The following is an 11,415-nucleotide window of genomic DNA, read 5'->3' as shown; positions in this document are numbered from 1 at the left end:
CAGGAAATTAGCATCAGCGTGTGGGTCAGTCCGGGCGGATGTCGTTGCGCAGCGCAGCCAGGATGTCGGCGATGGCGATGCCGTCCGCTTCCGCTTCGAAGTTGCGCAGCACGCGGTGCGCCAATACGGGCAGCAGCATGGCTGCAATGTCTTCGCGCGTCACGGCCAGGCGGTTGTGCATCAGTGCGCGCGCCTTGGAGGCCAGCACCAGCGCCTGTCCCGCGCGCGGCCCCGCGCCCCAGCCCACGTGCTTGCGCACCGCCGCCACAGTGCTTTCCCTGGGCCGCGTGGCGCGCACCAGGCGCGTTGCGTACAGCAGCAGGTGGTCGCCGATTTCAATGTCGCGCACCAGCTGCTGCAGGCGCAGCAGCGTGGCCACATCCATCACGGGCTGCGCGTCCGCCAGGCCCGCATGCGTGGTGGCGGACACCATGGCCACCTCCTCCGCCTCGGTCGGATAGCCGACGTCGATGCGCAGCAGGAAGCGGTCCAGCTGCGCCTCCGGCAGCGGGTAGGTGCCCGCCTGCTCGATGGGGTTCTGCGTGGCCAGCACGAAGAAAGGTTTGGGCAGCTTGTGCGTCTGTCCGGCGAAGGTGACGGAGCGCTCCTGCATGGCTTCGAGCAGCGCGGACTGCGTCTTCGGCGGCGCGCGGTTGATCTCGTCGGCCAGCAGCACCTGCGTAAACACCGGCCCTTGCTGGAAGCGGAACTCGCGCTTGCCGGTGGCGTGCTCCTCCTCCAGGATCTCGGTGCCGACGATATCGGACGGCATCAGGTCCGGCGTGAACTGCACGCGGCGGAACTCCATGTCGGTGGCCTGCGACAGCGACTTCACCAGCAGCGTCTTGCCCAGCCCGGGCACGCCTTCCACCAGCGCGTGGCCACCGCCCAGCAGGCAGATCACCAGCGAATCGATCACGTCCTGCTGGCCGATGATCACTTTCGACATGCTGGCCTTGAGGGCGCCCACCTTGGCGGTCAGGTCGCCGATTTCATTTTCATTCCACTGCACAGACACTGTCATGCTCCCAATGCGTACTGAATTATGTTGACCGCGAAGCGGGTGTTGTCCACCACCAGCCAGCGCTTGTTGCGGAAGTCGTAGTCCCACTCGCAGCCGTAGTCCTTGTTGCTGTACAAGACCCGTACCCGGCCGCCGAACTCGATGGCCTTCAGGTAGTCGTGCACCAGGTCGTCGCCCCAGCCGTTCAGCTCCACGCTGGTGTTGGGCGGGCCGTCGAATTTGAAGAAGCTCGAATACACCGGATGGTTGTTCGGGATCTTGTGCAGCGCCTTCGGACCGAACATCCTGGCCAGTTCGGCTTCGAAGGACTTGGCGAACAGGCCGTCGATATCGTGGTTGCAATCGTCCACGAAGACGAAACCACCACCCCGCACATAGCGCTCGAAGTTCTTGCGCTCGGCGGGGGTGAACTGCACCAGCTTGTGTCCGGCCAGGTAGCAGAACGGCGCTTCGAGCATGCGGGGGTCGGACAGCGCCACGATGCGTTCGACGGGGTCAACCCGCAGGGTCGTGTATTCGACCAGCGAGTTGAGCACGTTGCTCGGCATGCGGATGTCCACGTCCCAGTCGCCGGACTCGTAAGTCAGGCGGGTGAAGTAGAAGTCGAAGCTGGCCATGCTCAAAGGTCCCTGGCGGCGCCTGGCGGGTTACGGCTACGCCTAACCCGCCCTACGCATGCTCGGCGGGCCGTAGGGCGGGTTAGCGCAGCGTAACCCGCCAAGCGCTTAGACAGCATCGGACAAGGATGTGAAGTTGAAGTCGCGCACCTTCATGGCCGGCAGCAGCATCTGGAACCCGGCGTTGACGCCGCCCACCACGGTGGGCTTGCCCAGTTCTTCGATGTTGTTGAGCATGGCGACCGGACTTTCGTTGAAGCGGAAGTTCTTGATCGGATGCTTGATCTTGCCGTTCTCGATGTAGAAAGTGCCGTCGCGGGTAAGGCCCGTCAGCAGCTGCGACTGTGGGTCCACCATGCGGATGTACCAGGTGCGCGTCACCAGCACCCCCTTCTTGGTGCTGGCGATCAGTTCCGCGGTGCTCTTGCTGCCGCCGGACATGATGATGTTGCCGTGGCGGCCGATGGCGCGCTTGCCCTGCTTCTGCGCCCAGAAGCGCGTGTAGTCCAGGCCCGCCACCACGCCGTTCTTGATGATGTCCGCGCGTTCGCGCGCCAGCATGGACGAACCGTCCCACGGCAGCACCGGCACTTCCGGATTCCACGGGTCGGCCCAGACGTTGACCTGCTCGTCGTACAGCTTCTCGCCCACGCGGTTGCCGCCGCCCTTTTTCGACAGGTAGCTGCGGCCCTCGTCCGCCTGGCGCGCGTCCAGCGCGCCGAACATGAAGCTCAGCATGTCGGAGGTTGCGTCCGGCTCCAGGATCACGGTGTAGCGGCCCGGCTCCAGCGCCTTGGCGTCCACCGAGCGCGCCGCTTTTTCGATGGCGATGCTGGACGCTTCCAGCGCGTCGAACTTGCCGGCGTCGTTGGCGTAGCGCTTGGCCCAGCCGGAGCCGCGACCGTCTTCGGTGCGGGTGGTGACGGTGAAGCCCAGATTGCTCAGCTCCTGGTAGCCGAACACGCCCTTGGAGTTGGCGTGCGCAGAGAAGGCCGTGCGGTCGTCGAAGAAGCCGGCCGCCTGCAGCTTGGCCTTGCGCGCCGCTTCGATGCTGCGGAACGCCACTTCGGCGCGGTACTCCGGATCGATGTCGGCGGTGCGCTTGTTCCAGGTCGGCGTGGCCTTGTACTGCTGCGGCCCCACGGCGGACAGGAACTCCGGATTCTCCGGCGCCAGGCGCGCCACTTCCTCGGCGCGGCGCACGGCGCGTTCCAGCGACTTGTCGTCGAACTCGTTGATGGTGACGGTGCCCACGCGCTTGCCGAAGGCGACGCTGACGTTGAGCTGCGTGTCTTCGGTCAGCCCGGCGGTGGAAACGGCGTTGTTGGCGTAGCGGATATTGCCGGTGCGGTTGCCGCTCAGGCTCACCTGGCACTCATCGGCCTTGGAGTAGGCGATGGTCTTGTCGCAAACGCGCTTTGCTTCTTCCTGGGTCAGAAATTTCATCTTGCAGTGACTCCTTAGCCGATCTTGCGGGCGGTGTTGATAACGTTGACGCCGTTGAAGCGCGTGGTGCTCGAACCGTGCGACACGGCGCTGACCTGCGAAGGCTGGCCCTTGCCGTCGAAGAAGGAGCCGCCCATGCGCCAGTCGCGCTCGTCGCACATGGCGGAGCACGCGTTCCAGAATTCCTGGGTGTTGGACTGGTAGGCCACGTCCTCCAGCGGCTGGGTGATCTTGCCGTCCTTGATCTCGTAGTACAGCTGGCCGCCGAACTGGAAGTTGTAGCGCTGCTGGTCGATCGAGAAGGAACCGCGCCCGGCGATGTAGATGCCCTTCTTCACGTCCTTCACCATCTCGTCCGGCGTGAGCTGCTTCTTGCCCGCCTGCAGGGAGACGTTGGGCATGCGCTGGAACTGCACGCTGCTCCAGCTGTCCGCATACGAGCAGCCGTGCGATTCTTTTTCGCCGATGATGTGGGCCTGGTCGCGCGTGGCCTGGTAGTTCACCAGTATGCCGTCCTTGATGATGTCCCAGCGCTTGCACTGCACGCCTTCGTCGTCGTAGCCGGCGGTGGCCAGTGCGCCCGGCGCGGTCTTGTCCGCCACGAAGTTGACGATGTCGGAGCCGTACTTGAATTTCTTCGACTGCCATTTGTCCAGCGTGGCGAAACTGGTGCCGGCGTAGTTGGCCTCGTAGCCCAGCACGCGGTCCAGCTCCGTGGCGTGGCCGACGGATTCGTGGATGGTCAGGAACAGGTGCTCGGGGCTGAGCACCAGGTCGTACTTGCCCGGCTCCACGGTCTTGGCGGTGAGCTTTTCGCGCGCCTGCTTGCCGGCTGCGCGGGCGTCCTCGATCAGGTCGTAGCCGTCCTTGTACAGCGTGGTCACGCCGCCCGGCGCGCGCACCTTGTGCTGCGGCTTGGCGTCGAAGAATTCGTAGCCCATGCCGGCCGGCGAGGACAGGCCCTGGCGGGTGCGGAACTTGCCGCTGGCCTTGTCCACGGCGGTGGCGGTGAACGGCGACCACAGGCGATGGATGTCCTGGTCGATATAGGAGCCGTCGGTGGAGGCGAAGTACTTCTGCTGGTTCACCTGGAACAGTGTGGACTGCATGAAGCTGGCGCCCGCGTCCATGCCGGCCTTGTTGGCGGCGATCAGCATGTCGGCCTTGTCCTTGATGGCCACCGTGCGCCAGTCTTTCTGGAACGGCGTGGCCCAGGCCACTTCGCCCACGCCCTTGACGGGTGCCAGGCGCACCGGTTCGGCCTGCAGGCGGGCGTTGGCCTTGGCGATGGCCACGGCCTGGCGCGCCGCTTCGGCCACCGAGTCCAGCGTCATCACGTTGGTGGAGACGAAGCCGTAGGCGCCGTTGGCCAGCACGCGCACGCCCACGCCGCTCGATTCGGTGTTGACGATGTTTTCCACGTTCAGGTCGCGCGTGGTGATGAACTGGTTCAGGTAGCGGCCGATGCGCACATCGCAGTAGCTGGCGCCGGCCTTGGTGGCGGCGTTCATCGCGGCGTCGGCCAGCGATTTCTTGAACTGCACGGCCATGGGGTTGAGCAGCTCCTCGGCCGCGATGGCATTGCCGAACACCGGCACCAGCAAGGTGCCGCCGGTGATGGCGCTGACTTTCAAAAATGTACGTCGTTCCACAATCTCTCCTGGTTCATCTTGTTTGGCGGGTTACGCCTTCGGCTAACCCGCCCTACGTTGTTTGCACCCGTTGGCGCACAGGCGCGTAGGGCGGGTTAGCGCAGCGTAACCCGCCGGCTTTACACGGCGTCCGACAGGGACGTGAAGTTGAAGTCACGTACCTTCATCGCCGGTATCAGCATTTTGTAAGGCGATTCGTCGCCGCCCAGTATGACCGGCTTGCCCACTTCTTCAATATTGTTCAGCATTGTCACCGGACTTTCGTTGAAACGGAAGTTCTTGATCGGGTGCTTGATCTTGCCGTTCTCGATGTAGAAGGTGCCGTCGCGCGTGAGGCCGGTGAGCAGCAGCGATTGCGGGTCCACCATGCGGATGTACCAGGTGCGCGTGACCAGCACGCCCTTCTTGGTGTTGGCGATCAGCTCCGCCGTTTCCTTGTTGGTGCCGGCCATGATGAAGTTGCCCGGCGATCCGACTGCGCGCTTGCCCTGCTTCTGCGCCCAGAAGCGCGAGTAGTCCAGCGCGGCGACTTTGCCGTTCTTGATGATGTCCATGCGCTCGCGCGCAAGGTAGGTGTTGTTGTCCCACGGCGTGACGGCGATGTCCTTGTCCCACGGGTCGGTCCAGATGTTGACCTGCTCGTCGAACAGCTTGTCGCCCAGGCGGTTCGCGCCGCCCTTCTTGGACAGGAAGCTGCGGCCTTCGTCCGCGCTGCGCGCGCTGAGGGAGCCGAACATATAGGCCAGCAGGTCGGAGGTCGCCGCCGGCTCCAGGATCACGGTGTAGCGGCCCGGCTCGAGCGCCTTGGCGTCCACCGAGCGCAGCGCTTTTTCTATCGCCACGTCGGACGCCTCGCGCGCGTCGAACTTGTTCACGTCGCCCGCGTCGCGGCGCACCCAGCCCGAACCGCGTCCGTCTTCGGTGCGCACGGTGAGCGTGAAGTTCACGCCGGTTTCCTGCTGGTGGCCAAACACGCCCTTGGAGTTGGCAATCGCCTCGAAGGAGGTGCTGTCGGTGAAGAAGCCCGCAGCCTGCAGCTTGTTCTTGCGGCTGTTCTCGATGCTGTAGGCCGCCACCTGTGCGCGGAAGTCGGGGTCGATGTCCGCCGTGCTTTTGCTGTAGGTGTTGCTGGCCTTGTACTCCTGCTTCGATACCGTGGGCATGAACTCCGGATTGTCCGGCGCCAGGCGCGCCAGGTCTTCCGCGCGGCGCACGGCTTTTTCCAGCGACTTGTCGTCGAACTCGTTGATGGTGGCAACGCCCTGCTTCTTGCCGAAGGCGACCGCCACGGCCAGCTGGCTGTCCTCCACCAGGCCGGCGGTGGACACGGCGTTGCGCGCATAGCGGATATTGCCGGTGCGGGCGCCGGTGACCTTCACTTCGCATTCATCGCCCCGGGACAGGGACAGCACTTTGTCGCAAATGCGCTTGGTTTCTTCCTGACTCAAAATCTTCATGTCGTCTTCCTGTCCTTAACCGATCTTGCGGGCGGTGTTGATCACGTTGATGCCGTTGAAGCGTGTGGTGCTGGCGCCGTGCGAAACGATGGACACCTGCGATGGCTGGCCCTTGCCGTCGAAGAAGGAGCCGCCCATGCGCCAGTCGCGTTCATCGCACAGGGCAGAGCAGGCGTTCCAGAACTCCTGGGTGTTGGACTGATAGGCCACGTCCTCCAGCGGCTGGGTGATCTTGCCGTCCTTGATCTCGTAGAACAGCTGGCCGCCGAACTGGAAGTTGTAGCGCTGCTGGTCGATGGAGAAGGAGCCGTCGCCGACGATGTAGATGCCCTTCTTCACGTCCTTCACCATCTCGTCCGGCGTGAGCTGCTTCTTGCCCGCCTGCAGGGAGACGTTGGGCATGCGCTGGAACTGCACGCTGCTCCAGCTGTCCGCATACGAGCAGCCGTGCGATTCCTTTTCGCCGATGATGTGGGCCTGGTCGCGCGTGGCCTGGTAGTTCACCAGCACGCCGTCCTTGATGATGTCCCAGCGCTTGCACTTCACGCCTTCGTCGTCGTAGGCCACCGCGCCGAGCGAGCCCGGGGTGGTCTTGTCGGCGACGATGTTGACCAGGTCGGAGCCGTACTTGAATTTCTTCGACTGCCACTTGTCCAGCGTGGCGAAGCTGGTGCCGGCGTAGTTGGCCTCGTAGCCCAGAACGCGGTCCAGTTCCGTCGGGTGGCCCACGGATTCATGGATGGTGAGCCACAGGTGCTCGGGGCTGAGCACCAGGTCGTACTTGCCCGGTTCGACCGACTTGGCGGTGAGCTTGGCGCGGGCCTGCTTGCCGGCGTTGCGCGCGTCTTCGATCAGGTCGTAGGAGTTGCGGTAAAGCGTGGTCACGCCGCCGGCGGCCTGGAACTTGTCTTCCTTGCGCGCGTCCAGGTATTCATAGCCCATGCCGACCGGGGACGACAGGCCGGAACGCGAGCGGAATTTTCCGGTGCTCTTGTCCACGGCGGTGGCGAAGAACGGCACCCACAGGCGGTGCACGTCCTGGTCGATATAGGAGCCGTCGGTGGAGGCGAAGTACTTCTGCTGGTTCACCTGGAACAGCAGGGACTGCATAAAGCTGGCGCCCGCGTCCAGGCCTGCCTTGTTGCCGGCGATGAGCAGTTCCGCTTTTTCCTTGATCGGCACGGCGCGCCAGTCCTTCTTGTAGGGCGTGGCCCAGGACACGGCGCCCGCGCCGACCACCGGCGCCAGCTGCAGCGGCGCACTTTGCAGGCGGGAGTTGGCCTTGGCGATGGCCACGGCCTGGCGCGCGGCGGCGGCCACGCCGTCCGGCGACACGTCGCTGGTGGCGGCAAAGCCGTAGGCGCCGTGCGCGATCACGCGCACGCCGACGCCGGCCGATTCGGTATTGGTGATGTTCTCCACGTTCAGGTCGCGCGTGGTGAGGAACTGGTTCAGGTAGCGGCCCACGCGCACGTCGCAGTAGCTGGCGCCGGCCTGGGTGGCGGCCGTCATGGCGGTATCGGCCAGCATTTTCTTGAAGGCGGTGTCCGCCGGCTTGAGCAGCTCTTCGGCTGCGATCGCCCTGCCATACGCGGGCAGCAGCATGGTGCCCAGGGCCAAACCACTGATATTGAGGAATGCACGTCGTTCCATAATCTCTCCAAAAGAACCTTCGCCGGAAAGCACATCAGCACGCAAGTTTTATGCCATTGCAAATATTGCACGCGGCCGCGTCACATTGCCCGGCCCTGGCTTGCGAACGGCAAGTGCCGGGTGTCCGGAGTGTCCGCGACAGTGTCCGGGCAGTGTCCGCGAACTGTCCGCGAACAGTCCGCCCCTGCTGCGCCGGACACTAGCGAATCCGCTTGACCCGGCTGGCGAGTTCCCCGATGATCGGCGCAGTCGACCGCCACGCGTCGTCAACAACCTGGAGACATGCATGAAACAACTCAATTTTGGACGGCTGGTGCTGGGCGCCGTGCTCGCCTGCGGCCTGGCCGCCCCGGCCCTGGCGGACGACGCCCTGAAGGCGGCCATCGCCAACCCTGCGCGCACGCCCGCCAACGCGGAACGCGACGGCGCCCGCCATCCTTACGAAACGCTGACCTTCTTCGGCATCAAGCCGAACATGACGGTGGTGGAGCTGGCGCCGGGCGGCGGCTGGTACACCGAGATCCTCGGCCCCTATCTGCGCAAGGACGGCAAGCTGATCGCCGCCGGCAATACGCCCACCTCGGCCAATGAGAACGTGCGCAAAGCCGCCGTGCGCTTCCAGGAGAGGCTGAACGCCGTGCCGGCCTCGTATGACAAAGTGGTGCTGGGCGCTTTCGAGCCGAACAACAATGTCTTCAGCTACGCCCCTAAAGGCAGCGCGGACATGGTGCTCACCTTCCGCAACATCCACAACTGGATAGGCAACGGCGACGCCAGCCTGAAGGCGCTGTTCGCCAGCGTGTACGACAGCCTGAAGCCGGGCGGCGTGTTCGGCGTGGTGGAGCACCGCCTGCCTGCCGGCGTGGCGCAGGACGCCAAGGCCAGCTCGGGCTATGTGCATGAAGCCTATGTGATCAAGCTGGCCGAGAGCGCGGGCTTCAAGCTGGCGGCCAGGTCGGAAATCAACGCCAACCCCAAGGACAAGGCCGACCATGAAGGCGGCGTATGGGCGCTGCCGCCGACCTACACCAACAAGGACAAGGACCGCGCCAAGTACCAGGCCATCGGCGAGAGCGACCGCATGACGCTCAAGTTCGTCAAGCCCTAATCACTTCATCACATCCGGCGGTGGCGCCTCCTGGTACCACTGCCGGTAGATGCGCGCGAAAGCGCCGTCCTGTTTCATCTTGTCGAGCGCGCGCTGCCACTGCGCCACCAGCTCCGCCGGCGCCTGCCTGGGGAAGCTCAGGTAGCTGCCTATGGTGAAGGCGGTGTACACCATCTCCACCTGCTCCGGGTGCGCGCCGGCCTCCTCCAGCAAGGGCTGCAGCTGCCGGTGGTCCAGCACCATCACCGGGCGCCGTCCGCCCAGCAGCATGCGCAGCATGGTCAGCGTGTTGTTGGTCGGCTCCAGGTTCGTGAAGCCCGCATCGCTCAGGTATTGATAGGAATAGAAATCGCGCGGCGCCAGCACGCCGCTGAGCTTCTTCGCGTCCTCCAGCGAACGGATGCGCACGTGGTCGGCGGGACGCGCATAGAAATTGGTCTGCGAAGTGAACAGCGGCCCCACCCATTTGAACCTGGCTTCGCGGTCCGGCGTGCGCTTGGGGCAGACCAGCAGCACGTTCTCGCCCTCCAGCGCGGAGCGATAGGCGCGCGCCCACGGCTGCAGTTCGATCTCCGTGCCGCTGCCGATGCGGCGCTGGATTTCGCGCACGATGTCCACGCAGTAGCCGGTGACGCGGCCGTCCTTCATAAAGGCCATGGGCGGAATGTCGGCAGTCAGGATTTGCATGTTCCCGGCGTGCGCCGCCGCCGCTGCCGCGCACACGATCGCCACTGCTGCAAAAATCCGCCTCATCACACCCTCCTCCTGCGCCAATTCTCGCACGGCTACCGGGGTGGCAACCAGTGTACTTCCAAACAATGGACATTTCCGCCACAGCGGTTTACATTGCACTTTTAGTAACCATCAAAGGGGTATTCATGAAAGCATATGGCGCGGAATTTGTAGGAACCTTCTGGCTGGTGTTGGGCGGCTGCGGCAGCGCGGTGCTGGCGGCGGCGTTTCCGGGCGTCGGCATCGGCCTGCTGGGCGTGTCGCTGGCCTTCGGCCTGACGGTGCTGACGATGGCCTATGCCATCGGCCATGTGTCCGGCTGCCATCTGAATCCGGCGGTCTCGATCGGCCTGTGGGCCGGCGGCCGCTTCCCCGCCAGCAAGCTGCTGCCCTACATCGTGGCGCAGGTGCTGGGCGGCATCGCCGCCGGCGGCGTGCTCTACCTGATCGCCAGCGGCAAGGCCGGCTTCAGCCTGGCCGGCGGGCTGGCGTCGAACGGCTACGGCGAGCATTCGCCGGGCGGCTACACGCTCACGGCCGCGCTGGTGACCGAGGTGGTGATGACGATGATGTTCCTGATCGTGATCCTGGGCGCCACCGACCGCCGCGCGCCGGCCGGCTTTGCGCCGCTGCCTATCGGCCTGGCGCTGACCCTGATCCACCTGATCAGCATCCCTGTCACCAACACCTCGGTGAACCCGGCGCGCAGCACCGGCGTGGCGCTGTATGTGGGCGACTGGGCCGTGGCGCAGCTGTGGCTGTTCTGGCTGGCGCCTATCGCCGGCGCGGTGCTGGGCGCGCTGGTGTACCGCTTTATCGGCGGCGACGGCAAGGACTGAAGCAGCCAGGGCAGCATCGCGCCGCCATGCGCTACTATAGCGGCGTGATGATCAAGTTTTATTTTTTCCGCATCGTGCTGCTGGCCTGCTGCCTTGCGCCGCAGGCCCATGCGGCCGCACAGAAGGCGCAGCGTTTCGTGCTGCCCGCCATCTCCGCCAGCGCCAGGGAGCACGCCGCCTATTTCCCGCGCCTGCTGCGCCTCGCGCTGGACAAGACCGTGGCCAGCGACGGCCCCTATGAACTGGCCTACTACGAGAACGAGCTGACCAGTTTGCGGCGCAATATCGAGCTGAAAAACAATGGCGTGATCAACGTGATGTGGGACGGCGCCAACCGCCAGCGCGAAGCCGAGCTGCTGCCGGTGCGCATCTCGCTGCTCAAGGAACTGAACGACTACCGGGTCTTCCTGATACGCAGCGGGGACGCGGCCCGCTTCGCGGCGGTGCGCACGCTGGACGACCTGCGCAAGCTGAAGGCCGGCGCGGGCGCGAACTGGCCGTCGGCCGATGTGCTGCGCTTTAACGGCCTGCCGGTGGAAACCTCGGGCGGCTATGAATACCTGTTCCCCATGCTGCGCGTGAAGCGCTTCGACTACATGCCGCGCGGCGTGCAGGAAGCGTGGGCGGAGATGGAGCTGCACCAGGGCGAGGGCCTGCAGGTGGAGTCCACCATTTTCCTGCACTACCGGGTGCCCTTCTATTTCTTCGTCAGCCGCAGCCGGCCGGAGCTGGCCGCGCGCATTGAACGCGGGCTGCGCATGGCGCAGAAGGATGGCAGCTTTGACCGGCTGTTCAACAGCATCCCCGCCTTCCAGCGCGGCATGGCGGAGATCACGGCGCACAAGCGCCGTGTGTTTGAGCTGCAGCTGCCGTAGTGCGGCGGGTTA

At 64.9% G+C, this 11,415-nt stretch carries 10 protein-coding genes; 3 read left to right on the top strand and 7 right to left on the bottom strand.

Annotated features, from left to right (window positions below):
- Positions 1 to 25: 25 nt before the first annotated feature.
- The 6 genes from KT882_RS03855 to KT882_RS03830 all read right to left on the bottom strand — a co-directional run bounded on the left by KT882_RS03855 (position 26) and on the right by KT882_RS03830 (position 7,849).
- The gene (locus KT882_RS03855; protein WP_161071464.1) at positions 26 to 1,024 is read right to left on the bottom strand and encodes an AAA family ATPase; all 999 of its coding nucleotides are present in this window, start codon (positions 1,022 to 1,024) and stop codon (positions 26 to 28) included.
- Positions 1,021 to 1,641 carry a DUF4159 domain-containing protein gene (locus KT882_RS03850; protein ID WP_161071465.1) on the bottom strand — a complete coding sequence of 207 codons (621 nt, stop codon included), beginning with the start codon at positions 1,639 to 1,641 and terminating at the stop codon, positions 1,021 to 1,023. The genes KT882_RS03855 and KT882_RS03850 overlap by 4 nt, the downstream gene beginning before the upstream one ends.
- Positions 1,642 to 1,749: 108 nt before the next feature.
- On the bottom strand, positions 1,750 to 3,087 hold the full coding sequence (locus KT882_RS03845) for a TldD/PmbA family protein (protein WP_228894483.1): 1,338 nt from the start codon (positions 3,085 to 3,087) through the stop codon (positions 1,750 to 1,752).
- 14 nt (positions 3,088 to 3,101) lie between these two features.
- A complete protein-coding gene (locus tag KT882_RS03840; protein ID WP_161071467.1) occupies positions 3,102 to 4,739 on the bottom strand; it encodes a TldD/PmbA family protein in 1,638 nt (545 codons plus the stop codon).
- A gap of 119 nt (positions 4,740 to 4,858) precedes the next feature.
- The gene (locus tag KT882_RS03835; RefSeq protein ID WP_228894482.1) at positions 4,859 to 6,196 is read right to left on the bottom strand and encodes a TldD/PmbA family protein; all 1,338 of its coding nucleotides are present in this window, start codon (positions 6,194 to 6,196) and stop codon (positions 4,859 to 4,861) included.
- A 15-nt stretch (positions 6,197 to 6,211) separates the two neighbouring features.
- A complete protein-coding gene (locus KT882_RS03830; RefSeq protein WP_228894481.1) occupies positions 6,212 to 7,849 on the bottom strand; it encodes a TldD/PmbA family protein in 1,638 nt (545 codons plus the stop codon).
- Positions 7,850 to 8,135: 286 nt separating this feature from the next.
- Between KT882_RS03830 and KT882_RS03825 the strand changes: the two genes are divergently transcribed.
- Positions 8,136 to 8,957: a class I SAM-dependent methyltransferase gene (locus tag KT882_RS03825; RefSeq protein ID WP_161071470.1), complete on the top strand. Its 822-nt coding sequence runs from the start codon at positions 8,136 to 8,138 to the stop codon at positions 8,955 to 8,957.
- Here KT882_RS03825 and KT882_RS03820 read toward each other — a convergent pair whose 3' ends face one another.
- Positions 8,958 to 9,710, bottom strand: coding sequence for a substrate-binding periplasmic protein (locus KT882_RS03820; RefSeq protein WP_161071471.1), 753 nt, complete (start codon positions 9,708 to 9,710; stop codon positions 8,958 to 8,960). It abuts the gene before it with no gap.
- Positions 9,711 to 9,835: 125 nt separating this feature from the next.
- Here KT882_RS03820 and aqpZ point away from each other — a divergent pair, with 125 nt between their 5' ends.
- Together aqpZ and KT882_RS03810 are read left to right on the top strand one after the other, a co-directional pair.
- Positions 9,836 to 10,528: an aquaporin Z gene (gene aqpZ / locus KT882_RS03815; protein ID WP_161071472.1), complete on the top strand. Its 693-nt coding sequence runs from the start codon at positions 9,836 to 9,838 to the stop codon at positions 10,526 to 10,528.
- 26 nt (positions 10,529 to 10,554) lie between these two features.
- Positions 10,555 to 11,403 (top strand): hypothetical protein, encoded by an 849-nt coding sequence (locus KT882_RS03810; protein WP_161071473.1) that lies wholly within the window; start codon positions 10,555 to 10,557, stop codon positions 11,401 to 11,403.
- Positions 11,404 to 11,415 lie beyond the last annotated feature (12 nt).

The organism is Pseudoduganella aquatica (assembly GCF_020865585.1).
GTDB lineage: Bacteria > Pseudomonadota > Gammaproteobacteria > Burkholderiales > Burkholderiaceae_D > Rugamonas > Rugamonas aquatica_A.
This window is presented reverse-complemented; position numbering and strand designations above follow the sequence as displayed.

Coding starts and splice junctions, on each gene's coding strand:
- KT882_RS03830 (WP_228894481.1), bottom strand. CDS start 7,849: ATGGAACGACGTGCATTCCTCAATATCAGTGGTTTGGCCCTGGGCACC.
- KT882_RS03845 (WP_228894483.1), bottom strand. CDS start 3,087: ATGAAATTTCTGACCCAGGAAGAAGCAAAGCGCGTTTGCGACAAGACC.
- KT882_RS03810 (WP_161071473.1), top strand. CDS start 10,555: ATGCGCTACTATAGCGGCGTGATGATCAAGTTTTATTTTTTCCGCATC.
- KT882_RS03855 (WP_161071464.1), bottom strand. CDS start 1,024: ATGACAGTGTCTGTGCAGTGGAATGAAAATGAAATCGGCGACCTGACC.
- aqpZ (WP_161071472.1), top strand. CDS start 9,836: ATGAAAGCATATGGCGCGGAATTTGTAGGAACCTTCTGGCTGGTGTTG.
- KT882_RS03825 (WP_161071470.1), top strand. CDS start 8,136: ATGAAACAACTCAATTTTGGACGGCTGGTGCTGGGCGCCGTGCTCGCC.
- KT882_RS03850 (WP_161071465.1), bottom strand. CDS start 1,641: ATGGCCAGCTTCGACTTCTACTTCACCCGCCTGACTTACGAGTCCGGC.
- KT882_RS03820 (WP_161071471.1), bottom strand. CDS start 9,710: ATGAGGCGGATTTTTGCAGCAGTGGCGATCGTGTGCGCGGCAGCGGCG.
- KT882_RS03835 (WP_228894482.1), bottom strand. CDS start 6,196: ATGAAGATTTTGAGTCAGGAAGAAACCAAGCGCATTTGCGACAAAGTG.